The organism is Streptomyces sp. DvalAA-14, assembly GCF_900091855.1.
In the GTDB taxonomy this organism is placed as follows: Bacteria; Actinomycetota; Actinomycetes; order Streptomycetales; family Streptomycetaceae; genus Actinacidiphila.
The window spans coordinates 1-25,061 of record NZ_FMCH01000300.1 but is presented as its reverse complement, the minus strand read 5'-3'; the positions used below and the strand labels follow the sequence as shown (position 1 = coordinate 25,061).

The 25,061-nt window shown below is 73.7% G+C and carries 18 protein-coding genes; 5 read left to right on the top strand and 13 right to left on the bottom strand.

Annotation, left to right across the window (positions count from 1 at the left end):
* Window positions 1-3,218 (bottom strand): S41 family peptidase (locus GA0115240_RS15065; RefSeq protein ID WP_256069813.1); only part of this gene is annotated, 3,218 nt, incomplete at its 3' end.
* A 539-nt stretch (window positions 3,219-3,757) separates the two neighbouring features.
* On the opposite strand from GA0115240_RS15065, the gene GA0115240_RS15055 reads away from it, so the two are divergent.
* Entirely contained in the window at window positions 3,758-3,982 is a 225-nt protein-coding gene (locus GA0115240_RS15055) for a hypothetical protein (protein ID WP_093737179.1), read from the top strand.
* Between the two features lie 29 nt (window positions 3,983-4,011).
* Here GA0115240_RS15055 and GA0115240_RS15050 read toward each other — a convergent pair whose 3' ends face one another.
* The 4 genes from GA0115240_RS15050 to hrcA form a co-directional block, all read right to left on the bottom strand.
* The gene (locus GA0115240_RS15050) at window positions 4,012-4,755 is read right to left on the bottom strand and encodes a 16S rRNA (uracil(1498)-N(3))-methyltransferase (RefSeq protein ID WP_093737178.1); all 744 of its coding nucleotides are present in this window, start codon (window positions 4,753-4,755) and stop codon (window positions 4,012-4,014) included.
* The gene (locus GA0115240_RS15045) at window positions 4,752-5,816 is read right to left on the bottom strand and encodes a nitronate monooxygenase (protein ID WP_093737177.1); all 1,065 of its coding nucleotides are present in this window, start codon (window positions 5,814-5,816) and stop codon (window positions 4,752-4,754) included. The genes GA0115240_RS15050 and GA0115240_RS15045 overlap by 4 nt, the downstream gene beginning before the upstream one ends.
* 455 nt (window positions 5,817-6,271) lie before the next feature.
* Window positions 6,272-7,411 carry a molecular chaperone DnaJ gene (gene dnaJ, locus GA0115240_RS15040; RefSeq protein ID WP_093737176.1) on the bottom strand — a complete coding sequence of 380 codons (1,140 nt, stop codon included), beginning with the start codon at window positions 7,409-7,411 and terminating at the stop codon, window positions 6,272-6,274.
* Entirely contained in the window at window positions 7,412-8,428 is a 1,017-nt protein-coding gene (gene hrcA / locus GA0115240_RS15035; RefSeq protein WP_093737175.1) for a heat-inducible transcriptional repressor HrcA, read from the bottom strand. It abuts the gene before it with no gap.
* A 291-nt stretch (window positions 8,429-8,719) separates the two neighbouring features.
* Here hrcA and GA0115240_RS15030 point away from each other — a divergent pair, with 291 nt between their 5' ends.
* Entirely contained in the window at window positions 8,720-9,490 is a 771-nt protein-coding gene (locus GA0115240_RS15030; protein WP_176725084.1) for an MBL fold metallo-hydrolase, read from the top strand.
* Here GA0115240_RS15030 and GA0115240_RS15025 read toward each other — a convergent pair.
* A complete protein-coding gene (locus tag GA0115240_RS15025; protein ID WP_161302226.1) occupies window positions 9,484-10,653 on the bottom strand; it encodes a PP2C family protein-serine/threonine phosphatase in 1,170 nt (389 codons plus the stop codon). The two genes, GA0115240_RS15030 and GA0115240_RS15025, sit on opposite strands and share 7 nt — an antisense overlap.
* A 226-nt stretch (window positions 10,654-10,879) precedes the next feature.
* On the opposite strand from GA0115240_RS15025, the gene GA0115240_RS15020 reads away from it, so the two are divergent.
* Window positions 10,880-11,707: a DUF3097 domain-containing protein gene (locus GA0115240_RS15020; protein ID WP_093737173.1), complete on the top strand. Its 828-nt coding sequence runs from the start codon at window positions 10,880-10,882 to the stop codon at window positions 11,705-11,707.
* Between the two features lie 168 nt (window positions 11,708-11,875).
* Here GA0115240_RS15020 and hemW read toward each other — a convergent pair whose 3' ends face one another.
* The 5 genes from hemW to lepA form a co-directional block, all read right to left on the bottom strand.
* On the bottom strand, window positions 11,876-13,108 hold the full coding sequence (gene hemW / locus GA0115240_RS15015) for a radical SAM family heme chaperone HemW (protein ID WP_093737172.1): 1,233 nt from the start codon (window positions 13,106-13,108) through the stop codon (window positions 11,876-11,878).
* A 100-nt stretch (window positions 13,109-13,208) separates the two neighbouring features.
* Window positions 13,209-14,963, bottom strand: coding sequence for a SpoIIE family protein phosphatase (locus GA0115240_RS15010; protein ID WP_093737171.1), 1,755 nt, complete (start codon window positions 14,961-14,963; stop codon window positions 13,209-13,211).
* A 334-nt stretch (window positions 14,964-15,297) separates the two neighbouring features.
* Window positions 15,298-16,377 carry a hypothetical protein gene (locus GA0115240_RS15005; RefSeq protein WP_141708840.1) on the bottom strand — a complete coding sequence of 360 codons (1,080 nt, stop codon included), beginning with the start codon at window positions 16,375-16,377 and terminating at the stop codon, window positions 15,298-15,300.
* 129 nt (window positions 16,378-16,506) lie between these two features.
* Window positions 16,507-18,390, bottom strand: a complete 1,884-nt coding sequence (locus GA0115240_RS15000) for an AMP-dependent synthetase/ligase (RefSeq protein WP_093737183.1) — start codon at window positions 18,388-18,390, stop codon at window positions 16,507-16,509.
* 210 nt (window positions 18,391-18,600) lie between these two features.
* Window positions 18,601-20,472, bottom strand: a complete 1,872-nt coding sequence (gene lepA, locus GA0115240_RS14995) for a translation elongation factor 4 (RefSeq protein ID WP_093737169.1) — start codon at window positions 20,470-20,472, stop codon at window positions 18,601-18,603.
* 222 nt (window positions 20,473-20,694) lie between these two features.
* On the opposite strand from lepA, the gene rpsT reads away from it, so the two are divergent.
* Window positions 20,695-20,961 (top strand): 30S ribosomal protein S20, encoded by a 267-nt coding sequence (rpsT, locus tag GA0115240_RS14990; RefSeq protein ID WP_093737168.1) that lies wholly within the window; start codon window positions 20,695-20,697, stop codon window positions 20,959-20,961.
* Window positions 20,962-21,276: 315 nt separating this feature from the next.
* Here rpsT and holA read toward each other — a convergent pair whose 3' ends face one another.
* On the bottom strand, window positions 21,277-22,263 hold the full coding sequence (holA, locus tag GA0115240_RS14985; RefSeq protein ID WP_093737167.1) for a DNA polymerase III subunit delta: 987 nt from the start codon (window positions 22,261-22,263) through the stop codon (window positions 21,277-21,279).
* Window positions 22,264-22,423: 160 nt separating this feature from the next.
* On the opposite strand from holA, the gene GA0115240_RS14980 reads away from it, so the two are divergent.
* The gene (locus tag GA0115240_RS14980; protein WP_093737182.1) at window positions 22,424-22,666 is read left to right on the top strand and encodes a hypothetical protein; all 243 of its coding nucleotides are present in this window, start codon (window positions 22,424-22,426) and stop codon (window positions 22,664-22,666) included.
* Window positions 22,667-22,753: 87 nt separating this feature from the next.
* Here GA0115240_RS14980 and GA0115240_RS14975 read toward each other — a convergent pair.
* Window positions 22,754-25,061, bottom strand: a 2,308-nt coding sequence (locus GA0115240_RS14975; protein WP_370673339.1) for a ComEC/Rec2 family competence protein, incomplete at its 5' end; no start/stop codon positions are given.

Genomic DNA, 25,061 nt, shown 5'->3' with positions numbered 1-25,061 from the left:
CGCCGGATGTCCTCCAGCGCGGAGAGCGCCAGCGCGATCGCCGTGTCGAGTTGGGGATCGCGGGCCGCCGCCCAGTCCTGCGGGGTGTGCAGGACCTCGATGTCCGGGTCGACGCCGTGGTTCTCCACGCCCCAGCCGTAACCCTCCAGCCAGAAGGCGTACTTGGGCTGGGTGACCCCGGTGCCGTCCACCAGGTGGTAGCGGCTGTCGATGCCGATGACGCCGCCCCAGGTGCGGGTACCGACCACCGGGCCGATGCCGAGCGCCTTGATCGCCGCGTTCACGATGTCGCCGTCGGAGCCGGAGAACTCGTTGGCGACCGCCACCACCGGGCCGCGCGGGGCGTCCTGCGGATAGCTGAAGGGGTGGGCGCCGCGCGGGATGTCCCAGCCGACGATGCGGCGGGCCAGCTTCTCGACCACCAGCTGCGAGGTGTGGCCGCCGCGGTTCTCGCGGACGTCCACGACCAGTCCCTCGCGGGCCACCTCCACCCGCAGGTCGCGGTGGAGTTCGGCCCAGCCGCTGCTCACCATGTCCGGGACGTGCAGGTAGCCGAGCCGGCCGCCGGACGCCTGGTGGACATGGGCCCGGCGGTCGGCCACCCAGTCGTGGTACCGCAGCGGCTCCTCGTCGGCCAGCGGTACCGCGACCACCTGCCGGACCGCCCCGCCCGCCGCCGGCCGGACGGTGAGCTCCACCGGTTGGCCCGCGGTGCCGACCAGCAGCGGTCCGGGCCCGGCCAGCGGGTCCACCGGGTGCCCGTCGACCGCGAGCAGCAGGTCGCCCGTCCGGATCGCGACGCCCGGCGCGGCCAGCGGGGAGCGCGCGTGCGGATCGGAGGACTCGCCGGGCAGCACCCGGTCGATCCGCCAACCACCTTCCTGGGTACGGGAGATGTCCGCGCCCAGCAGCCCCTGCCGGTGCAGCGGGTCGCGGTAGCCGCCGGCCGGCGAGACATACGCGTGCGAGGTGCGCAGTTCCCCGTGCAGCTCCCAGAGCACGTCCATCAGGTCGTCGTGGGTGGCGACGGCGTCCAGCAGCGGCCGGTAGCGCTCGCCGGCCGCGTCCCAGTCCAGACCGTTCATGTCGGCGCGCCAGAAGTTGTCGCGCATCAGGCGGTGCGTCTCGGCGTACATCTGCCGCCACTCGTCGCCGGGGCGGACGGTGACCCGGATCCGGGACAGGTCGACGGTGGTCGAATGGTCCGCGTCGTCCTCGGCCTTGCTGTCGGCGGGCGAGATGCGCAGCCGGCCGGCGTTGCTGATGAGCACCTTGCCGCCGTCGCCGGTGACCGCGAAGTCGTCCGCGTCGTCGGCGATTTCCTCGGTCCGCAACTGCGTCAGGTCGTAGCGCTCCAGCAGCGTGTTCGGCGGATGGGCGTCGGGCCCGGCCAGTGCCGAGCCGAGCACGCCGACCAGCGGGTGCCGCAGCCACAGCACCCCGCCCTTGGCGGCGGCCAGCCGCGAGTAGCGGCCGGCCTCGACCGGGAAGGGCACGATCCGGTCGGCGAGGCCCTCGGCGTCCACCGCGGTCGCGGGGGTGCGGGGCCGGTCGCCCTTGCCCTTGCCGTCCTTGTCCGCGTCCGCGTCCCTCTCGTCCCCGGATCCGCCCCCCGGTCCGGAGCCGTGCCCGTGGCCGTCCGGGCCGGCCCCGTCGCCGTCCTCGTCGTCGTACGGCCGGCCGTACCGCTGCGGTCCGAACGGCGACGGCGTGGTCGCGGCCAGCGTCATCAGGTACGGGCGGCAGGCGTTGGGGAAGGACAGGTCGAAGACGTGGGCGTCGTAGACCGGGTCGAAGGCCCGCTCGGACAGGAACGCCAGATGCCGGCCGTCGGCGGTGAACGCGGGCGCGAAGTCGTGGAAGCGCAGCGGGGTGGCGTCCACCACGGTCAGGTCGGCGGTCGAGGCCAGCTTGATCTGGCGGAGGGAGCCGGGGCCGGGGTGCGACCAGGCGAGCCACCCGGAGTCGGGCGAGAAGGCCAGGTCGGTGGCGTCGCCGGCGTCGCCGGCCGTCACCTCGCGCACCTCGCCGGTCTGCGTCTCCACCAGCAGCACCCGGCCGTCGTGCGAGGCGACCGCGATCCGGTGCCCGTCCGGCGAGACCTCCACTTCATGCACCCGGCCGAGCCGCCCGGCGGCCAGCCGGCGCGCGGAGGCGCCCGCCGGCAGTCCGGTGGCCGGGGCGAGTTCGAGCGCGTCGTCGCCGTCCGCGTCGGTGACCCACACCACCTGCTGGTCGCCGTCGCCGCCCTGCGAGAACACCCGCGGCAGCCGGGTCCGTACGCCCGGCTCGGCGGCCAGGACGCGGGCCGGGCCGCCGCGGTGGGTGATCCAGTGCGTGGTGCCGCGGATCTCCACCGCGCTGCCCCGACCGGTGTGGTCGGGCCGGGCGTCGCCCACGTGGTGAGCGGCGCGGACCGGGTGGGGCTGAAGGTCGGCGCGCTGGCCGCCGAGGCGGATGCGCAGTTCGCGGGCCGCGGCCGCTTCCGGGTCGTCCGGGTCGGCCGCCGCGTCGAGGTCGGTCAGCAGGTGGAGCCGGCCGGCCGCCGTATAGGCGATCCGGTCGCCGTCGGTGGCCGCGTGGCGCGCGTAGAACCCGCCGAGCGGCGAGTGCCGCCGCAGGTCGGAGCCGTCCGGCGCGCTGGAGTAGACCGCGCCCTGGCCCTCGTGGTCGCTGAGGAAGGCGATCCGGTCGCCGACGAACATCGGACACTCGATGTTGCCGTCCAGTGCGCCGTGCACCCGGTGGAACTCGCCGCCGCCGTCCGGGTCCAGCCACAGCTTCCCGGCGGTGCCGCCCCGGTAGCCCTTCCAGTACGCGGCCTCCCGGCCCATCGTGGCCGACTGCAGCAGCACCGCGCCGCCGGGCCCGAAGGCCAGGTCCCCGATCGGCCCGTACGGCAGGGTCCGGGCCGGCCCGCCGTCCAGCGGCACCACCCGGGCCCAACTGCGGCGCAGCGACGCCTGGCCGTCGGTGGTGATCACCACCAGCTCCCCGTCCGGGGTCCAACCACGCACCGACGTACGGCTGTTGCCCCAGTACGTCAGCCGCCGCGACGGGCCTCCGTCGACGGGCGCCACATGCACCTCGGGCGCGCCGTCGCGTGTCGAGGTCCAGGCGACCGTCTCACCGTCGGGCGCGATCCTCGGCCGCCCCACCGGCATGTTGTCCGCGCTGACCCGCCAGGCCCGGCCGCCGTCCAGTGGCGCGATCCACACGTCGTCCTCGGCGGTGAAGGCGATCAGCTCACCGAAGGGGTGCGGATTGCGGAGGTAGGAGGCGGGCGCGGCCCGGCGGTCCGGGCGCGGGGCGGGCGCCTCTTTCTGGGGGCCGCCTTCCCGGGGGCCGCTTTCCCGGGGGCTTTCCCGGGGGCTTTCCCGGGGGCCGCCTTCCCGGCCGGCGGACGCTTCGCCGGCGTCTTCTTCGCCGCCGACTTGGCGGCCGCCGTCTTCTTGGCCGCCGCCTTCTTCGCGACCGCCCGCTTCGCCGGCTGCTTCCCGGCGGCGTCCTGCCGCGCCTGCTGCGGGCCGGCCCGCCGGCCCGACTGCTGCTCGCGCCGCGTCGGTTGCCGCTCCGCGGGTTGCTGCTCCGGCTGCGTCTGGGGTGTCGGATGAGTCACTCCGACACCCTAACCAGGATCAACTCCACATCGGAGTGCGGATGTCGCAGTTCGCTGGGCCCCCCACGGATTTACGACCGCCGCGCTCGCCTCCTGCGGACGGGCGGCGCAGGCCACGTACCCTCGTACCCTCGTGCCGTGGACAACTACATCTGCACGCTGTGCGGTTCGGGGGGCCTGGAGCCGGGCTTCATCGAGGACTCCGGCGAGCACAGCCGCGGCTACGCGCGCTGGATCGCGGGCCCACTGGAACGCGGCATCTTCGGCGGCGCCAAGCGGATGGGCCGCAAGCGCTGGCAGATCGACGCCTACCGCTGCCCCGGCTGCGGGCACCTGGAACTCTTCGGCTTCCGCCCGGTCTGAGGCCGGGCCCACCGCACCGGGTGCGGCGGCTATCCCCAGCGCCCGGTGCGGGTCAGCAGCAGCGCGGTGGCGGCCACACCCGCCGTCGAGGTGCGCAGCACGGTGGGGCCGAGGCGGTACGGCGGTGCGCCCGCCGCGGCGAAGGCCGTCAACTCCTCCGGGGAGACGCCGCCTTCCGGGCCGACCACCAGCACCAGCGAGCCGGCGGCGGGCAGTTCGGCCGCGGCCAGCGCGGTGGAGCCCTCCTCGTGCAGCACCCCGGCGAAGTCCGCCTCCCCGAGCAGGGCGGCCAGTTGGCGGGTGGTCAGCGGGTCGGCCACCTCGGGGAAGCGGAGCCGGCGGGACTGCTTGGCCGCCTCCCGGGCCGTGGAACGCCACTTGGCCAGGGACTTCGCGCCCCGGTCACCGCGCCACTGGGTGACGCAACGGGCGGCGGCCCAGGGGACGATGACATCCACCCCGGCCTCCGTCATGGTCTCCACGGCGAGTTCGCCCCGGTCGCCCTTGGGCAGTGCCTGGACGACGGTGATCCGGGGGGACGGCTCGGGTTCCTCCCGGACGGCGTGCACCTCGACGTTGAGCACATCCTTGCCGACGGTGCCGGCCACCACCCCGTAGGCGCCCCGCCCGGCGCCGTCGGTGAGCACGATCTGCTCACCGGGCTGCAACCGCCGCACGGACACCGCGTGCCGCCCCTCCGCGCCGTCCAGGGTCAGGCGGCGGGACGAGCCGTCGAGCAGGGCCGGGTCGACGAGGAAGACCGGAGCGGTCATGCGGGCGTCTCCTGGGCGGCGTGCAGTTCGGCGACAAGGGTTTCGACCAGGGCGCCGGCCGACAGCTCGCGCGCCAGCCGGTGGCCCTGGCCCGCCCACAGCGCCATGCCCTGCGGGTCGCTCGCCGCGGCGGCCGCCCGGCGCAGGCCGGAGGTGAGGTGGTGGACCTGCGGGTAGCCGGGCGGGGCGTACGGGCCGTGCTCGCGCATGAAGCGGTTCAGCAGGCCGCGGGCGGGGCGGCCGGAGAAAGCGCGGGTCAGCTCGGTACGGGAGAACACCGGGTCGGTGACGGCCCGCTTGTGCAGGACGTTGGCGCCGGATTCCGGGCAGACCAGGAAGGCGGTGCCCAGTGCCGCGGCGTCGGCGCCGGCGGCGAGCACGGCGGCGATCTGGCTGCCCCGCATCAGGCCGCCGGCCGCGATGATCGGGAGCTGAACGGTTTCGCGGACCTGCGGGATCAGGGAGAGCAGGCCGATCCCCGCGCCGTCGAGCTGCGGGTCGTCCCGGTGCGTGCCCTGGTGGCCACCGGCCTCCACGCCCTGGACGCAGACGGCGTCCGCGCCGGCCCGCTGGGCGGCCAGCGCCTCGGCGGGGGACGTGACGGTGACCACGGTGTACGTGCCGGCCTTGGCGAAGGCCTCGCACACGGAGCGGTCCGGGCAGCCGAAGGTGAAGCTCACCAGCGGCACCGGGTCCGCCAGCAGCACCGCCACCTTGGCGTCGTACCCGTCGTCGCTCCCGGTGTCCGGGTCGCCGAGCGCGGTGGCGTACCAGGCGGCCTCGGCGGCCAGCTGCTCGGCGTAGACGGCGACCGCGGACCGGTCGACGGTGCCCGGCTGCGGCAGGAACAGGTTCACCCCGAAGGGCTGCGAGGTCAGGTCCCGCAGCTGCCGGATCTCCTGGTACATCGCCTCGGACGTCTTGTAGCCCGCCGCCAGAAATCCCAGCCCCCCGGCGGCCCCCACCGCGGCGGCCAACTGCGGATTGGACGCGCCGCCGGCCATCGGCGCCTGGATGATCGGGTGAGCCGAAAGGGAGGAGAGCTCGGTGAGCGCGGACATGTCCTCATCGTGCCATTTCGCTGCCGCTGAGCCTCACCCGGGTCCACGCCCCCTTACGGGGCCGCCCGGACTGCGGTGCGTCCCCCAGCACGCGCACATCGCGGCTGACCGCGCAGTTCCCCGCGCCCCCTCAGGGCCCACCCGGACTCAGCTGCGTCCCCCAGCGCGGGCACGTCGTGGCTGCTCGCGCAGTTCCCCGCGCCCCTGACGGGGCCCGTCCCCAACCCCGCCCAGCCACCCGCACCCCCCGCCAGGGGCGAACCCGCGCCCCCGGGCACCCAACAGGGGCGCGGGGAACTGCGCGGGCAACCCACCACGACCCGCAGCCCGCCCACAAACCCGCACCCACCCCCCGCCAGGGGCGAAGCCACAGGGGCGCGGGGAACTGCGCGGGCGACGCACCACGACCCGCAGCCCGCCGACGGGCTCAATCCACCCGCACGCCCCGCAGGGGCCTAGCGGCCGTTGAAGGCGTCCTTGAGGCGGGAGAAGAGCCCCTGCTGGCCCGGGGCGAACTGTCCCGTCGGGCGTTCCTCGCCGCGGAGTTTGGCCAGGCGCCGCATCAGGTCCTCCTGGTCCGCGTCGAGCTTGTGGGGGGTGATGACCTCGACGTGGACGACGAGGTCGCCGCGGCCCCCGCCGCGCAGGTGGGTGACGCCGCGCTGGTGGAGCGGGATCGACTGGCCGGACTGGGTGCCGGGCCGGATGTCGATCTCCTCCATGCCGTCCAGCGTCTCCAGCGGGCACTTGGTGCCGAGCGCCGCCGCCGTCATCGGCAGCGTGACCGTGCAGTGCAGGTCGTCGCCGCGGCGCTGGAAGACCGGGTGGGGTACTTCGCGGATCTCCACGTAGAGGTCACCCGCCGGGCCGCCGCCGGGGCCGACCTCGCCCTCGCCGGCCAGCTGGATCCGGGTGCCGTTGTCGACACCGGCCGGGATCTTCACCGTCAGCGTGCGGCGCGAGCGCACCCGCCCGTCGCCGGCGCACTCCGGGCACGGCGTGGGCACCACGGTGCCGAAGCCCTGGCACTGCGGGCACGGCCGCGACGTCATCACCTGACCGAGGAACGACCGGGTGACCTGGGACACCTCGCCCCGGCCCCGGCACATGTCGCAGGTCTGCGCCGACGTACCGGGCGCGGCCCCCTCGCCGTTGCACGTGCCGCAGGTGACCGCGGTGTCCACCTGGATGTCCTTGGTGGTGCCGAAGGCCGCCTCGTCCAGCTCGATCTCCAGCCGGATCATCGCGTCCTGCCCGCGCCGGGTGCGCGAGCGCGGTCCGCGCTGCTGCGACTGCCCGAAGAAGGCGTCCATGATGTCGCTGAAGTTGCCGAAGCCGGCCCCGAAGCCCGCGCCGCCGGCGCCACCACCGCCCGCGGCGGACAGCGGATCCCCGCCGAGGTCGTAGACCTGCTTCTTCTGCGGATCGGAGAGGACCTCGTAGGCCGCGTTGATCTCCTTGAACCGCTCCTGCGTCTTGGGGTCCGGATTGACGTCCGGGTGCAGTTCGCGGGCCAGCCGACGGAAGGCCTTCTTGATCTCGTCCGGTCCTGCGTCACGGCGCACGCCGAGAACGGCGTAGTAGTCGGTGGCCACTTACGACTCCGCCAGGATCTGTCCGACGTAACGTGCCACTGCGCGTACCGCTCCCATCGTTCCGGGGTAGTCCATGCGGGTCGGTCCGACCACGCCGAGTTTGGCGACTGCCTCGTCGCCCGAACCGTAGCCGACCGCCACCACGGAGGTGGAATTGAGGCCCTCGTGAAAGTTCTCATGCCCGATGCGGACCGTCATGGTCGAGTCCGCGGTTTCGCCGAGGAGTTTCAGGAGCACCATCTGCTCCTCCAGCGCTTCCAGGACCGGACGGATCGTCAGCGGGAAGTCGTGGTTGAACCGGGTCAGGTTCGCCGCGCCGCCGAGCATGATGCGCTCCTCCTTCTCCTCCACCAGGGTTTCGAGGAGGGTGGCGAGCACCCCGGAGACCGCCGGGCGGTCGTCCGGGTCGAAGCTTTCCGGCAGGTCCTGCACCAGCGGCGGCACGTCGGCGAACCGGCGGCCGACGACCCGGCTGTTGAGCCGGGCCCGCAGATCCGCCAGTACCGTCTCGCCGACCGGTGCGGCGCAGTCGATCAGCCGCTGCTCGACGCGTCCGGTGTCGGTGATGAGCACCAGCATGAGGCGGGCGGGCGCCAGCGACAGCAATTCCACGTGCCGGACCGAGGAGCGGACCAGCGAGGGGTACTGCACGACCGCGACCTGCCGGGTGAGCTGGGCCAGCAGCCGCACCGTCCGGGCCACCACGTCGTCGAGATCGACCGCGCCGCCCATGAAGTTCTGGATCGCGCGGCGCTCGGCGCCCGACAGCGGCTTGACGCCGGCCAGCTTGTCGACGAAGAGCCGGTAGCCCTTGTCGGTGGGGATACGGCCCGCGCTGGTGTGCGGCTGGGCGATGTAGCCCTCGTCCTCCAGCACGGCCATGTCGTTGCGCACGGTGGCGGGCGACACCCCCAGGCTGTGGCGCTCGGTCAGCGCCTTGGACCCGACCGGCTCCTCGGTGCCGACATAGTCCTGAACGATGGCACGCAGCACTTCGAGTCTGCGTTCGCTCAGCATCGCGCACCTCCCAACCGTGGGGCCTTGAGCCGCTCCGGCCTGGCACTCGTCCATTTCGAGTGCCAGCTTTCCCGCAGCAAGTGTACGGCGAGGCGGCAAGGGGTCGGCAAGACCGGCTCCGATACGGCTTCGGATCGTGCCGCGACCGGCGGCGGGACGCGAGCAGAACGCGGGGCAGGACGCGGGGCGAGACGGGGAGCGGGCCGGAAAGAGGGCCGACCTCGGGAGCAAGGTTGTCACCACCGCGCGCGTACCCGCGGTCACGGCGATAGCGTCGCCCCTGTGGATTTCGTGGAGAGCGCGCAGCAGCCGGGCGCCGGGAGTTCGGTGTGGGAGCACCTGGCTCCCGGGGTGGCCCGCCGGCGGCTGCCCGGCCTGGACGTGACGGTCGGCCTGGTGGTCGGCTCGGACGCCGTGCTGCTGATCGACACCGGCGCCACGCCGCGCGCGGGCGAGGAGCTGCGGCAGCAGGTGGCGGCGCTGACCGGCCGCGAGGTCACCCACGTCGTCCTCACCCACGGGCACTTCGACCATGTCTTCGGCACGGCGGCGTTCACCGGCGCCGAGGTGTACGGGCAGGCGTCGCTGGACGGCTATCTGCGGCGCGAACGCGAGGCGCTGCGGGAGAACGCGGTGGAGCTCGGCACCGACCCGCTGGAGGCCGCACAGGCGGCCGGCGCGCTGGTGCTCCCGGGCCGGCCGGTGCACGGCGAGCTCGACCTGGATCTCGGCGAGCGCCCGGTACGGCTGGTGCATCCCGGCCCGGGCCACACCGGGCACGATCTGGTGGTGGTCGTGCCGGGCGCCAGCGCCAGCGATCCGGCGGTGGTCTTCTGCGGTGACCTGGTGGAGGAGTCCGGTGAGCCCCAGGCCGGCGCGGACGCGGTGCCGGGCGCCTGGGCGGCCGCGGTGGACGCGCTGCTGGAACTCGGCGGGGAGACGGGACGCTACGTGCCCGGCCACGGCGCGGTGGTGGACGCGCGCTTCCTGCGCGCCCAGCGCGACGCGCTCGCCGAACGCTTCGGGGGGCAGGACCCGGATCCCGGGGTGCGGCCTCACTGACCGTCCGGGCTGATCGTCGAACCGACCGGGCGCATACGGTCGTCGCGCTGGATGGCGACGGCCGCCATGTCGTCGCCCAGCGGTCCGGCCACATGGGCCAGCAGGTCCTCGGTCATCGACCGGAGCAGCGCCTGCGGCCGGTCCCCGGTCCAGGTGACGGCCCGGGCCAGCAGCGGATAGAACACGCCGTGCGGATCGCGGGCCTCGGTGACGCCGTCGGTGTACAGGATCAGGTGATCGCCGGGCCCGAAGGCGAAGGTGCTGATGGTGTAGGTGCTCTCGCCCATGCCGCCGAGCATGCCGAGCCCGAGCGGCGGCGCGGGCTCGGCCACGTTCAGCAAGGTGGCGCCGCCGTCGTGCAGCAGCAGCGGAGAGGGGTGACCGCAGTTGACCACGTGGGCGTACGGCTCGTCGTCCGGGATCTCGATGACCGCCGCCGTCACGAACCGCTCGCCCACCTCGGTCTGCGACGGGCCCTCGGGCAGCTCCGTCAGGCTCCAGCGGAATCCGTCCTCCAGCGACTGGACCAGCTCCGGCAGCGGTCCCTGGCGATAGGCCGAGGCCCGGAAGGCGCCCAGCACGCTCTCGGTGTCGCCGATCGAGGACAGGCCGTGCCCGCGGACGTCACCGATCAGCAGCCGGGTGGCGCCCTCGGTCCGCGCCACCGCGTACATGTCGCCGCCGACCCGGGTGCCGAGTTCGGCGGCCATGTACTCGGAGGCGATGAAGAGCGGCCCGGCCCGGGGCGGCAGCGCCCGCAGCACCACGCCCTGGGCGGTCTCCGACGCGCGGCGCAACCGCTCCAGCTCGCGCAGCCGCTTCTCCCGCAGATGGCTGAAGAGGATCAGCAGCACCGAGAGCACCACCAGGGACAGCAGCTCCACGATCACGTTCTCGCTGGACAGGACGTGCCGCTCAGCGCTGGCGACGAGGATCGACGCCACCGCCGCCAACGCGGTCACGAAGCCCCGGCGCGGTCCGCCGAACGCGGAGACGAGCGCGACCGGCACCACCAGGATGTGGGCGAGGTGGATCCCGTGCGGCAAGAACGCGTCCGCCACCGGCACGGCCACGATCACCAGCGCCGATCCCGCGAGCAGTCCCCAGCCGCCCTTGGCTCCCGCGGGTTCCTCCATGGCCGAGAGGCGGGACCACCAGCGCATCGGTGTTCCTCCCTTCCGGTGTGCCGAGGGCGGGGGCCCGTCCCTGCCGTGCGCGTCGGCCGTACGGGGCAGCCCGGCGGCGTAGCGGTGCACGGTCGGCGCGCGGCCATATCTGGACATAACGTATGACGACTCCGCCGCCGGCGCGAAAACTGGGGAACCGGACCGCGCCCTCCACGACACGCCGCGGGGCCGCGGCACGGACCGCGTGGCTACGATCTCCTCCATGCGCAGCAGGAGTTACGACGGCGATCTGACCCCACCGTGGAAGAAGGCGGCGCCCGCGCCCGAGGTGGCCGCGGAGCCCGACCTGGTGGTCGAGGACGCCGGTACGGGCTTCTGCGGGGCCGTGGTGCGGGTCGAGAAGACCGCGGAGGGCCTCACGGTGACCCTGGAGGACCGCTTCGGCAAGCACCGCGTCTTCCCGATGACACCGGGCGCCTTCCTGCTCGACGGCAGGCCCGTCACGCTGGTCCGCCCGCCGTCCGTGCCCGCCCGCCGCGGCCCGCTGCTGTCCGCTTCCGGCTCCATCGCGGTCCCGGGCACCAAGGCCCGCATCGCCCGCGCCGGCCGCATCTACGTCGAGGGCCGCCACGACGCCGAGCTGGTCGAACGGGTCTGGGGCCACGACCTGCGCGTCGAGGGCGTCGTCGTGGAGTACCTGGAAGGTGTGGACGACCTGCCGGCCATCGTCTCCGCGTTCTCCCCCGCGCCCGACGCCCGCCTCGGCGTCCTGGTCGACCACCTCGCCCCGGGCTCCAAGGAGTCCCGGATCGCCGCCTCGGTCACCGGACCGGACGTCCTCGTCGTCGGCCACCCCTACATCGACGTCTGGGAGGCGGTGAAGCCGTCCTCGGTCGGCATCCCCTCCTGGCCCCGCGTCCCCCGCGGCGAGGACTGGAAGTCCGGTGTCTGCCGCGCCCTCGGCTGGACCGACCTGACCACCGGCGAGGCCTGGCAGCGCATCCTCGCCTCGGTCACCAGCTACCGCGACCTGCGGCCCGAACTGCTGGGGGCGGTGGAACGCCTGATCGATTTCGTGACGGTGCCGTAGCGGCCTTGCCCGCTCTTCGGCTGCTATGCGTCGAAGCGGGCGACGACGAGGTCGGGGCCGGTGGCCGTGACGTAGGCGGCGCTCGTGACGTAGACGGTGCGGCCGCGCAGGGCCACCGCGGTCGGGTGCGCCTGCGGCGGGACGGGCGCCGGCGGGGGCGGCCGGCGGTCAGTCGACCAGGTCCCGCACCACCGCGTCCGCCAGCAGCCGGCCCCGCAGGGTCAGGACCGCACGCCCCTCGCCGTAAGGACCGGGCTCCAGGAGGCCGTCCCTTACCGCGCGGGCGGCGGCAGCCGATCCCGCCGCGGCGAGAAGGTCCAGCGGGCAGCCGGCCGACAGGCGGAGCTCCAGCAGGATGCGCTCGACCCGGCGGTCCTCCGCCGTCAGGATCTCCCGGCCGGCGCCGGGACTGCGCCCCTCCGCCAGCGCCTGCGCGTACGCGCCCGGGTGCTTGGCGTTCCACCAGCGGACGCCGCCGACGTGGCTGTGGGCGCCCGGCCCGGCGCCCCACCAGTCCGCCCCGGTCCAGTACAGCTCGTTGTGCGTGCAGCGCCCGGCCGGGGTCGTGGCCCAGTTGGACACCTCGTACCAGGAGAAGCCCGCCGCGGCGAGCCGCTCGTCCGCGATGAGGTAGCGGTCCGCGTGCACGTCGTCGTCGGTCATCGGCACCTCGCCGCGCCGGATCCGGCGCGCCAGCTGCGTCCCCTCCTCGACGATCAGCGCGTACGCGGACACGTGGTCCGGCCCGGCGCCGATCGCCGCGTCCAGCGAGGCCCGCCAGTCGTCGTCGGTCTCGCCCGGGGTGCCGTAGATCAGGTCGAGGTTGACGTGGTCGAAGCCGGCCGCGCGGGCCTCGGCGACGCATGCCTCGGGCCGGCCCGGTGTGTGGTTGCGGTCCAGGACGCGCAGGACGTGCTGCCGCGCGCTCTGCATGCCGAAGGACATCCGGTTGAAGCCGCCGGCGCGCAGATCCGCCAGATACCCCGGGTCGACGGACTCGGGGTTCGCCTCCGTGGTGACCTCCGCGCCGGGCGCCAGCCCGAACTCGGCCCGGATCGCGCCCAGCGCCCGCACCAGATCGGCGGCCGGCAGCAGCGTGGGCGTGCCGCCGCCGATGAAGACCGTCCGCACCGGGCGCGGATCGTCGCCGAGCACCTTGCGGGCCAGCCGGATCTCCTCGATCAGCGCGTCCGCGTAGTTGTCCCGGGAGGCCAGCGCCCCGCCGGAGCCGCGCAGCTCGCTCGCCGTGTAGGTGTTGAAGTCGCAGTAGCCGCAGCGGCTGGCGCAGTAGGGCACGTGCAGGTAGAAGCCGAGCGGCCGGTCGGCGGCCCCGTCCAGCGCGTGCGGGGGCAGGGCGCCGTCGGCGGGTACGGGTTCACCGTCGGGCAGTACGGAAGGCATCCTCCCAGTATCCGGTACGCGCCGGGCGGGCCCCGCCGGCCGGCTCCACGGGCCACCTCGGCGGGCGGGCGGGCCTGGCGGGCCGGGCGGGCGGGCCGGCTCACTGCGCCTGCAGCACCAGCAGCGCCAGATCGTCGGACGGCGGCGCCGCGTCGTAGTCGTAGACCGCCTGCCGGATCCGCTGCGCGACGCCGGACGCGTCCAGCCCGGCGCAGCCGCCCAGGACCACCGCCAATCCGTCGTCGTCGTCGAACTGCCGTCGCCCACGGCGGCGTTCGGTCACCCCGTCGGTGACACACAGCAGGGTGTCACCGGGGGCCAGGTCGAAGGACTCGCTCCGGTAGCTGGCGTCGTCCGAAATGCCCAGCAGCATCTGCGGGGTGGCCACCGGCCGCACCACCCCGCTCGGGCCGAGGACCAGCGGCAGCGGATGCCCCGCCGACGCGAGCGTGCAGCGGGCGCCGCGGGCCGGGGCGTACGGCAGGATCTCGCCGTACAGCAACGACAGGAAACGGGCCTGACCGCCGTCCCAGGCCGCGGTCTCGCCGATGAGCGCGGTGGTGGCCTCGTCGGCCAGTGCCTTGTTGAGGCGGTCCAGGACATCGGACACGCCGTAGCCCTCGCGCGCCAGCAGCCGCAGCACCGGGCGGGCGATGCCGGTCAGTGAGGCGGCTTCGGGGCCGGAGCCGCAGACGTCGCCGAGCGCGAAGCACCAGCGGCCGTCGCCGGCCGGGAAGAGGTCGTAGAAGTCGCCGCCGACCCAGTCGCCGGCCGTCGGCTCGTAGACGACGGCGTGCTCGACGCCCGGGATCCGGCCGGTGGCGGGCGGCAGCAGGCCCCGCTGCAGCACCGTGCTGATCATGGCCTGGCGGGCGTACTGCCGGGCCGTGCCCATGGCCAGCGCGACCCGGCGGGCGAAGTCCTCGATCAGGCCGGTGGCCTCGTCGCGCAGGCCGAGCGGTCCGGTCCGGCCCAGCAGCAAGGTGCCGTGGCACCGGCCGGTGGCGATCAGCGGCAGCGCGAGCGCGCCGCCCTGGTCACACACCTTGTCGGACACGGCCGGCCAGATCAGCGGCTGCGCGCCGGCCCGGACGGCGGGGGCCGACGGGGCCTTTTCCAGCACGGCCCGCAGCGGGTCGATCCAGTGCTCGGCGCTGTGCCAGACCCGCGACAGGCGGGGCGCGGCGCCGACCGGGTAGAGCCACACCGCGCACCAGTCGGCGAGCCGCGGGACCAGCAGCTGGGTGGCGAGGGAGGCGACGTGGTCCTCGTCGAGCTGCCCGGCCAGCAGGTCGGAGGCTTCGGCGAGGAAGGTGAGGCTGCCGCGGCTGATCCAGTCCGCGTCGGCCCGGCGGGGCGCTTCCGGCGGCGCGGTGGGGGCCAGCAGCGGCTGGTCCTTGTCCGCGCTGGCGGTGGGCGGCTCGGACTCCTCCGGCTCGCTCAGGTCGAGGCGGCACCAGACGGTCTTGCGGTCCCGGTGGTAGGTGACGCCCCAGGTGTCGGAGAGCGCGGCGACCAGGTGCAGGCCCCGGCCGCCCTCCCGGCTGTCCGCGGGCTGTTCGGTACTGCCCCGCAGGACCCGCCCGGGGTGGCGGTCGGCGACCTCGATCACCAGACCGGGCGCCGGCGCGGACTCCGTGTCGAGCCGGCACACGATGTCCACGGCGGTACCGGCGTGGACCACGGCGTTCGTCACCAGCTCGCTCATCAGCAAGGTGGCGTCATCGAGCACACGGTCGCCGAAGCCCGCGCCGTCCGGCAGGCCCTGGCCCGCCCAATCGGCGAGCGTCGCCCGGAGGAACCGCCGCGCCGCCCCGGCGGCCAGCTCGTCGCCCGGCACACTGGCTTGCCGCACGCCCCCCTCGGGGCGACTCTGGGGTGGAATCAGCCTCACACCGCACAGCGTGACACCCCGCGCCCCCTCGGGTGCGCACAGTCACTTCCTTTCCCTCGTCAGAGCACGCTTTCCGCAAACGTGTCCCGCGATGCCGTCCGCCCCGCTACTATCCGGCCCCCACCGCCCCCCGACCACCCCGGCCATGGCGGCTGACCTGCGCGGTTCCCGAAGCGGCGCCGGCCCCGCACGGCAGTCACCGGTTCGGCGGGACCGGCCGTGGTTCCTAGGCCGTGTCTGACAAATCCCGCCTGCCCCGCCCTGCGGGCGGACGGCGCTATTTGTCAGACACGGCCTAGTGCCGGCGGGTCCTGCGGCGGCCGGCGGTGACGAGGGCGGTGCCGGCCACGGCGAGGGTGGCGCCGCCGAGAAGCAGGGTCGAGCTGTCGGTGCCGGTCGCGGCGAGCGCCCCCGGCTGGTTGGCCGTGGGGGTCGCGCCGGGCGCGGACACGCTCGGGGTGGGCGTGCCGTGCCGGCTGGGGGTGGGGCTGGTGGTGGGGGCCGCCTTCGAGACGTTGATGTCCTCGATGACTCGAGGGCTGGCCGGAGGATCGATATAGGCGTTGTCCGCGTCGGGGATCGAGGCTGCCACGCTGGTCGCCTGCCCGTCGGCCTTCGCGGTGAACGTCAAGGAGAAGTGACCGTCGGCGCCGAGTGTGGTCTTGCCGTGGAAGGCGAGCGGGGAGCCGGGCTCGGCCGGCTGGTAGGTCACCTCCACGGTGCCGCCCTGGTACGGCCTCCACGTCGTGCCGTCCTGCCGCTCCCAGAGTCCTTCGGCGGTGACTTCGCGGGCCCCGTCGATCTTCGGGCCGACCTTGTAGTCCGCGCGGAATCGGGTCTTGCTCGCCGTGCACGTCACCGGGACGCCCGCGTGGGCGCCCCAGGATCCGTAGACGGCGGGGTCCAGCCGCCGCATCGCGTACACCGGCACCGTGTACGTGTCGGGGTAGTCGGTCACCTGCGGGAGGCGCTGGTCGATCACGGCGTCGGCCAGTCGGAAGTGGCCCTGGGCGTCGGTTTTCACCGTGCCCAGCCGGTCGAATTCGACCTCGTCCGGGGCGTCGGGGTTCGGGGAGTCGGTTGGCGAGGTCCCCCACTCCACCAGGTCCACCGTCTGTCCGGCCGCCGGGGGGTAAGCACCCGCCTTCGGGTCGTTGACCGCCAGTGTGCCGGTCACGGTGACCGTGTGATGGTCGTAGTTCGCCGTCACCGGCGTGACCTCGAAGTCGTGCACCACGTAGCCGGGATCGTCCTTCGGGGGCTGCGGGTCGGGCGTCGCGGCGGTCGCGGCCCCGGCCGGCAGGCTCATCAGCAGGGCGAGCAGCCCGAGGACAACGCCCCCCGCGCCCGTTCGGCGGGTGGATGGCGTAGGCATGAGTATGGATATCCCTCCGGTAGATGCCCGGTTGGACCATCCACGGGACCGCTCGGTTGTGCGGGCCGGCCGCGATTCTTCCGCGACCGGGCCGCACCATGATCCGAACGTCCCGAACTACGCCTCGGACTACGCCTCGACCGCTCCCGCGTACATCTCCTCGATCAGCGGGGCGAACTCCCGCTCCACCACCGGCCGCTTCAGCTTCATGCTCGGGGTGAGGTCGCCGTGCTCGATGTCGAGGTCGCGGGGAAGGATGCGGAACTGGCGGATCTCCTGCCAGCGTTGCACGCTGTCGTTGACGGAGCGGACGTAGTCCGCCATCAGGGAGCGGACCTCCGGGCTGGCGACGACCTCCGGGTAGGGCCGGCCGCCGAGGCCGTTCTCCTCGGCCCAGGCGAGGATGGCCGGCTCGTCCAGGGCCAGCAGCGCCGAACAGAAGTTGCGGCCGCCGCCGACGACCAGGACGTTGCTCACGTAGGGGCACACCGCCTTGAACTGGCCCTCGATCTCGACCGGCGAGATGTACTTGCCGCCCGAGGTCTTGATCAGGTCCTTCTTGCGGTCGGTGATCTTCAAGAAGCCGTCCGGCGAGAGCTCACCGATGTCGCCGGTGTGGAACCAGCCGTCCGGCTCCAGCACCTCCGCCGTCTTCTCCGGCAGGCCGTGGTAGCCCTGCATGATGCCGGGGCCGCGCAGCATGACCTCGCCGTCCTCGGCGATGCGCACCTCCAGCCCGGGCAGCGCCTTGCCGACCGTGCCGGTGCGGTACGCCTCACCGGGGTTGACGAAGCTCGCCGCGCTGGACTCGGTGAGCCCGTAGCCCTCCAGGATGTGGATGCCGGCGCCGGCGAAGAAGTAGCCGATCTGCGGCGGGAGCGCGGCCGAGCCGGAGACGCAGGCCCGCAGCCGCCCGCCGAAGGCCTCCCGCAGCTTGCCGTAGACCAGCTTGTCGGCGAGCGCGTGCTGGGTGCGCAGGCGCAGCGGCGCGGTCGGTACGCCGGTGAGCCGCATGCTGCTCTGCGTCGCCTTGGCGTACTCGCGGGCGACCTCGGCGGCCCACTGGAAGATCTTGTACTTGGCGGCGCCGCCCGCCCGGGCCTTGGCGACGACCCCGTTGTAGACCTTCTCGAAGATGCGCGGCACGGCAGCCATGTAGGTGGGCCGTACCACCGGCAGGTTCTCCACGATCTTGTCGACGCGGCCGTCCACCACGGTGACGTGCCCGACCGAGATGTGGCCGGCGGTGAGCACCTTGCCGAAGACGTGCGCGAGCGGCAGCCACAGGTACTGGACGTCGTTCTCGTCGAGCAGGCCGACCGCCTGGATGGCGCGGGCCATGTACGACCAGGCGTCGTGCGGGAGGCGTACGCCCTTGGGGCGGCCGGTGGTGCCGGAGGTGTAGATGAGCGTGGCCAGCTGGTCCTTGGTGAGCGCGGCGACCGCGCCGGTCACCGCGTCGGGATGCTGCTCCAGGTAGGCGGCGCCGCGCTTCTCCAGGTCGGCCAGGGACAGGACCCAGCCGTCGCCGTCGGCGTCCGTCGCGTCGGCCGGCTCGAAGACCACCACGTGCGCCAGCTCGGGCAGTTCGGCGCGCCGCTCGCGGGCCTTGGCGAGTTGGCGGGCGTCCTCGGCGAACAGCACCCGGCTGCCGGAGTCGGCCAGGATGAACGCGGTCTCGTCGGCGTTGGTGGTGGGGTAGACGGTGGTGGTCGCGGCGCCGGCGCACAGCACGCCGAGGTCGGCCAGGATCCAGTCCACGCTGGTGCCGGCGGCCAGCGCCACCCGCTCCTCGGGGCGGACGCCGAGGTCCATCAGACCGGCCGCGATCGCATGGACCCGGGTGGCGGCCTCCGCCCAGGTGAGCGACTGCCAGCCGTCGGGGCCCGTACCGGACTCCGGCGGCACCGGGTACCGGTAGGCCTCCGCGTCCGGTGTCGCGGCGACCCGTTCCAGGAAGAGGGTGGCCACGGAGGGCGGCCGATTCTCGAGCAACATCTGTGTGTCGGTCACCACCACAACCTCCGGGGCACGCGCAGCATTCTTATTAACTCACCAGTAACTATCCGTCGGATCAGAGTAGAGGGCCGAGGCCCGGCGCGTAAGAGGGCACGACCGGCGGGTTGCCACCACCGGCGACCCAGCGGGAGGCAGAGCACATACCCGCCGGTGGGCCTCCCTGCCGCCGGCCCGCGCACGCCGGCACGGGTGCCCGCGCCGGAGCTACTTCTTCGCCTTGGACTCGCCCTCGGAGTCGGTCGACAGCACCGCGATGAAGGCTTCCTGCGGCACCTCCACATTGCCGACCATCTTCATCCGCTTCTTGCCTTCCTTCTGCTTCTCCAGCAGCTTGCGCTTGCGCGAGATGTCGCCGCCGTAGCACTTGGCGAGGACGTCCTTGCGGATGGCGCGCACCGTCTCGCGGGCGATCACCCGGGCGCCGATGGCCGCCTGGATGGGCACCTCGAAGTTCTGCCGCGGGATCAGCTCGCGCAGCTTGGCGACCAGCCGGACCCCGTAGGCGTACGCCTTGTCCTTGTGGGTGACGGCGGAGAACGCGTCCACCTTGTCGCCGTGCAGCAGGATGTCGACCTTGACCAGATCGGCGCTCTGCTCACCGGTGGGCTCGTAGTCCAGGGAGGCGTAACCGCGGGTCTTGGACTTCAGGTTGTCGAAGAAGTCGAAGACGATCTCGGCGAGCGGCAGGGTGTAGCGGATCTCCACCCGGTCCTCGGAGAGGTAGTCCATGCCGAGCAGCGAGCCGCGGCGGTTCTGGCACAGCTCCATGATCGCGCCGATGAACTCGGTCGGCGCCAGCAGTGTCGCCCTTACCACCGGCTCATAGATCTCGGCGAGTTTGCCTTCCGGGAATTCACTCGGGTTGGTGACGACGTGCTCTTTACCGTCCTCCATCACCACCCGGTAGACCACGTTGGGCGCGGTGGCGATCAGGTCCAGGCCGAACTCGCGCTCCAGCCGCTCGCGGACCACGTCCAGGTGCAGCAGGCCGAGGAAGCCGACCCGGAAACCGAAGCCGAGGGCCGCCGAGGTCTCCGGCTCGTAGACCAGCGCCGCGTCGTTGAGCTGGAGTTTGTCCAGTGCCTCGCGCAGCTCCGGGTAGTCCGAGCCGTCCAGCGGGTAGAGGCCGGAGAAGACCATCGGCCTGGGGTCCTTGTAGCCGCCCAGCGCCTCGGTCGCGCCGTGGTTCAAGGTGGTGATGGTGTCACCGACCTTGGACTGCCGGACGTCCTTCACCCCGGTGATCAGATAACCGACCTCGCCGACGCCCAGACCGTCGGCCGGCGTCATTTCCGGGGAGTTGGTGCCGATCTCCAGCAGTTCGTGGGTGGCGCCGGTGGACATCATCCGGATCCGCTCGCGCTTGCTGAGCTGGCCGTCGATGACCCGGACGTAGGTGACCACGCCGCGGTAGGAGTCGTACACCGAGTCGAAGATCATCGCGCGGGCGGGGGCGTCCGCGACACCGACCGGGGCCGGTACGTCCCGCACCACCCGGTTCAGCAGCGCGTCCACGCCGACACCGGTCTTGGCGGAGACCCGCAGCACGTCGGAGGGGTCGCAGCCGATGAGGTTGGCCAGTTCCTCGGAGAACTTCTCCGGCTGCGCGGCCGGCAGGTCGATCTTGTTGAGCACCGGGATGATGGTGAGGTCGTTCTCCATCGCCAGGTAGAGGTTGGCCAGAGTCTGCGCCTCGATGCCCTGGGCGGCGTCCACCAGCAGGACGGTGCCCTCGCAGGCGGCCAGCGAGCGGGACACCTCGTAGGTGAAGTCCACGTGCCCCGGGGTGTCGATCATGTTGAGGATGTGGGTGCTGCCCACCAGGTCGCCGGCCGTCGGCGCCCAGGGCAGACGCACCGCCTGCGACTTGATGGTGATGCCCCGCTCACGCTCGATGTCCATCCGGTCGAGGTACTGGGCGCGCATCTGCCGCACGTCGACGACGCCGGTGAGCTGCAGCATCCGGTCGGCCAGGGTGGACTTGCCGTGGTCGATGTGGGCGATGATGCAGAAGTTTCGGAGCAGCGCGGGGTCGGTACGGCTCGGCTCCGGCACGTGGGAAGGGGTCGCGGGCACGCAGGGTCCAGTTTCTTGAGACTCTTGAGGACTTCATGAGACGCGTTACGTTGTCCCCCATAGTCCCATGGCCGGGGCCCGGCATCGGTTTGGGAGCGCGGGCCGCCTGCTGGTAGCCTGGGGCGCTGTGCCTCGTGCCCTCTACCCGAGGCCGCACCCCGTGGCAACACCGCGGGGGATCCTTTGTAGACACTGTTGATACGAACCTGAGAAGGCTCTTTCGTGGCGAACATCAAGTCCCAGATCAAGCGCAACAAGACCAACGAGAAGGCGCGCCTGCGCAACAAGGCCGTCAAGTCCGAGCTGAAGACCGCGATCCGTCGCACCCGGGAGGCCGTGGCCGCCGGTGACGCCGAGAAGGCCACCGCCGCCGCCCGCCTGGCCGCCAAGAAGCTCGACAAGGCCGTCAGCAAGGGTGTCATCCACAAGAACCAGGCCGCCAACAAGAAGTCGTCGCTGGCGCTGTCGGTCACCGCGCTCCAGGCCTGATCAGTTCCGTCCTCGGTACGGTCCACAGCACCGCCGGAAACCGGAATCAGCGGCCCCTCTACCGCCCGGACCGGCACCGCCCGGACCAACCGCGCCGCACGCGGACGTTCGCCACGTGGCTGCGGCGCGACCAGCGGATCTGCACCAACCTGCATGACGTACGCCGAACCGCCCGTCCCGGGAAGCCCGGGGCGGGCGGTTCGCCGCTGTCCGGGGTGACCGGGCGGGGAAACGGCGCCGGGGATGCCTGGGCGGGCAGGCCGGGGCAGGCAGGCCGCAGAGGGTCGGACCGGAGGCGGTCAGGCGCGGAGGCGGTCAGGCGCGGGCGCGGGACGCCTGGGCGATGATGACGACCGCCTTCTCCAGGGCGTACGCCGGGTCGGCGCTGCCGCCCTTCACCGCCGCGTCGGCATCGGCGACCGCCCGCAGCGCCACCGAGACGCCGTCCGCGGTCCAGCCGCGGATCTGCTGGCGGACCCGGTCGATCTTCCACGGCGGCATGCCGAGGTCGCGGGCGAGCTGGCCGGGATGGGCGCCGCGCGGGGCGGAGGCGAGCTTGCCGATGGCACGCACCCCGGAGGCCAGCGCGAAGGTGATGCCGGGCAGCGGCTGGCCGACCGACAGGGCCCAGCGCAGTCGCTCCAGCGCCTCGGCGGTCCGGCCGGTCACCGCGAGGTCGGCCACTTCGAAGCCGGTGGCCTCGGCGCGGCCGGTGTAGTAGCGGGCCACCACCGCCACGTCGATCGTGCCGTCCACGTCGGACGTCAACTGCGAGCAGGCGCTCGCGAGTTCCCGCAGATCGCTGCCGATGGAATCCACCAGCGCCTGGGCCGCCTCCGGGGTGGCGGACCTGCCGAGGGCCCGGAATTCGCCGCGCACGAAGGACAGCCGGTCGGCCGCCTTGGTCATCTTGGGGCAGGCCACCTCCCGGGCTCCCGCCTTGCGGGCGGCGTCCAGCAGCGCCTTGCCCTTGGCGCCCCCGGCGTGCAGCAGCACCAGGGTGATCTCCTCGGCGGGCGCCCCCAGATACGCCTTGACATCCTTGACGGTGTCCGCCGAGACGTCCTGGGCGTTGCGCACCACGATGACCTTGCGCTCGGCGAACAGTGACGGGCTGGTCAGCTCGGCCAGCGTGCCCGGCTGCAACGCCTCGGGCGCCAGATCCCGCACATCGGTGTCGGGGTCGGCGGCCCGGGCCGCGGCCACCACCTCCCGCACGGCGCGGTCGAGCAGCAGATCCTCCTGGCCCACGGCGAGGGTGAGCGGAGCGAGCAGGTCGTCTGGAGCGGTCTTTCTGGCCATGTGTCGCCCAGCATGCCACGGAGGTCCGACAACGCGGGCCGGGGGCGGCCGGCACTGATCGCGACGACCCGGCCGAAGCGGACGGACCGGCGGCGCACGGACCGGGGCGCACGGACCGGTGGCCGACAGACCGGCGGCGGACATCGGGGAGAATGCGGCCGTGAGCGACGTACGACATGTCCTGGTGCTGCCCGACCGCGATACGGCCGAGGAGGTGGCCGAACTGCTGGCCGGCCGTTTCCCGCTGCCCGAGGAACCCCTGCTGGTCCGCGACGCGCTGGCCGGCGAGGACGACGCGGAGGACGCGCAGTGGCTGCTCGTCCTGGAGGACCCGGCCGCCCGTCTCGACCCCGCCGCGCTGGACACGCTGGCCGCCGAACACGACGGCTGGCTGGAGCGGTGACCCGGGACCGTCCGCTTCCCTGCTCAGCGGTCCCGGGCGGCGGCACCGGCCCGCTCGCCGGTCCGGCCGGCGGGACGACGGTTTTCCTCATCGGGACTCCTTGAGGACCGTCCGCAGCCCCGCCGGGCCGGCACCGCTGACCGCGATCGGACCGTCCCGGTCCGTCCGCAGCACCACCGCGCCCAGCCCGCGCAGCGCCGCCAGCGTCCTGGCCGCCGGGTGGCCGTACGGATTCCCCGCCCCCACGCTGATCAGCGCCAGCCGCGGCCGCACCCGGGCGAGCAGCGCCGGATCCTGGTAGGCCGACCCGTGGTGCGCCACCTTCAGCACATCCACGTGCGGCAGGTCCGGCACCGTCTCCAGCAACTCCTGCTGCGTGTCCGGCTCCAGATCCCCCATCAGCAGCAGCGTCAGTCCGGCGTCGCGCACCAGCAGCGCGACGCTGGCATCGTTGGGATCGTCGGCCGGCAACGACTCCGCCTCGGGCGGTGGCCACAGCACCCGCCACTCCAGCGGGCCGAGGCTCCGCCGCTCCCCCGCCACCGCCCGCACCATGGGCACCCGGGCCGCCGCTGCCTCCCGCCGCACCCCCGCGGCCTGCCCGGCGGGCTCGTTCAGCACCGTTGTCTCGATGGCGCCGACCCTGCGGCCGCGCAGCACCCCCGGAAGGCCGTCCACATGGTCGGCGTGGAAGTGGGTCAGGATCAGCAGCGGCACCGACGTGACCCGCAGGTCCCGCAGGCAGTGGTCCACCGCCGCCGGGTCCGGGCCCGCGTCCACCACCAGCGCGGCGCCCGGTCCCGCCGACAGCGCGAGCGCGTCGCCCTGCCCGACATCGCACATGGCCAGCCGCCAGTCGTCCGGCGGCCAGCGCGCGACCAGCCGCGGCAGGGGCACGGGCAGCGGACGCAGCAGCGCGAGCAGCAGCAGGAGCGCGCAGGCGGCGGCCGGCCAGGGGCGGTGGAGCAGCTGCCTGCCGCACGTCACCGCGGCGACCGTCACCACCGCGAGCAGTACGGCGCCGGGCCGGCCCTGGGGCCAGGCGATGTCGGCGCCGGGGAGCGCGGCGCCGTGGCGGCCCACCGCCGCGATCCACCGGGTCGGCCAGGACGCCAGCCAGGCCGGCGCGTACGCCAGCGCCGGGGCGAGGGGCCGGATCAGCAGAGCGGCGAACCCGAGCACCGTGGCGGCGCCCACCGCCGGCTCGGCCAGCAGATTGCACGGGACGCCCACCAGGCTCAGCCGGGCCGACAACAGCACGATCACCGGCCCGCACACCGCCTGCGCCGCCGCAGCCGCGGCCAGTCCCTCCGCCAGCCGCGCCGGCAGCCCGCGGGCCGTCAGCGCCGCACCCCAGCGCGGGGCCAGCGTCAGCAGTGAGCCGGTGGCCAGCACCGAGAGCGTGAAGCCGTAGGACCGCGCCAGCCCGGGCTGATAGAGCACCAGCAGCAGGACGGCGGCGGCCAACGCGGGCAGCAGCGATCGGCGGCGGCCGGTGCCGATGGCCAGCAGCGTGATCAGACCGCAGACGGCTGCCCGCAGCACGCTCGGGGACGGCCGGCACAACAGGGTGAATCCCAGCGTGAGGAGTGCGCCCGCGCCCGCCGTCCACCGCAGCGGCAGACCCAAGGCGGCCGCCAGCCCCCGGCGTTCGACCCTGATCGCCCGGCCGGGCGGCCCGATCAGCAGGATCAGCACAAAGGTGAGGTTGGCGCCGGAGACGGCCGTGAGGTGCGCCAGGTCGGTGACCCGGAAGGCGTCGGCCAGGTCCGGATCGAGGGCGGAGGTGTCGCCGACCACCAGGCCCGGCAGCAGTTGGCGGGCGTCCTTCGGCAGCGGGGCGGCAGCGGCACGCAGACCCGCGCGCAGGCCGGCGGCCATGTGCTGCGCGGTGCTCGGCGGGCCGGTGATCGTCGGCGGCCCCGTGGCCCGCAGCACCGCGGCGGCATCCCGGTCCTGCTCGCCGGGCGGTGCGAACCGGGCGCTCAGGGCGACCGTGGTGGACGGGATCAGCCCCAGCCACGCCCGGGTGTCGCGGCCGGCCAGCAGGATCACCGGAGTCCGCACCCGGCTCCGCCCCACCCGCACGACCGTCCCCCGCAGCAGCACGGTCCGCACCGGGCCCGCTCCCACCTCGGACGGGTCGCTGTCCACCCGCAGGGTCACCGGTGCGAAGGCACCTTCCTTCGCCAGCTCCGGCACCGGCCCCCGCGTCAGGTCGGCCCGCCCCAGCGCCGCCACCGCCGCCGCCACGGCCCCGCACAGCACGGCGGCCACCACCGCCGCCCCGACCCCGGGTCTCCGCCGGATCGCGAGCGCGGCGAGCGCGGCCCCGCAGAGCACCGCGACCACCGGGCCGGGCCCGGGTCCCAGGCCAAGGCCCAGCGCGGCTCCT

Coding starts and splice junctions, on each gene's coding strand:
- GA0115240_RS15050 (WP_093737178.1), bottom strand. CDS start 4,755: ATGACCGCTCCGGTCTTCCTCGTCGACCCGGCCCTGCTCGACGGCTCG.
- GA0115240_RS15045 (WP_093737177.1), bottom strand. CDS start 5,816: ATGTCCGCGCTCACCGAGCTCTCCTCCCTTTCGGCTCACCCGATCATC.
- hrcA (WP_093737175.1), bottom strand. CDS start 8,428: ATGCTGAGCGAACGCAGACTCGAAGTGCTGCGTGCCATCGTTCAGGAC.
- GA0115240_RS15025 (WP_161302226.1), bottom strand. CDS start 10,653: ATGCGCTGGTGGTCCCGCCTCTCGGCCATGGAGGAACCCGCGGGAGCC.
- GA0115240_RS15020 (WP_093737173.1), top strand. CDS start 10,880: ATGCGCAGCAGGAGTTACGACGGCGATCTGACCCCACCGTGGAAGAAG.
- hemW (WP_093737172.1), bottom strand. CDS start 13,108: ATGCCTTCCGTACTGCCCGACGGTGAACCCGTACCCGCCGACGGCGCC.
- GA0115240_RS15005 (WP_141708840.1), bottom strand. CDS start 16,377: ATGCCTACGCCATCCACCCGCCGAACGGGCGCGGGGGGCGTTGTCCTC.
- holA (WP_093737167.1), bottom strand. CDS start 22,263: ATGGCCAGAAAGACCGCTCCAGACGACCTGCTCGCTCCGCTCACCCTC.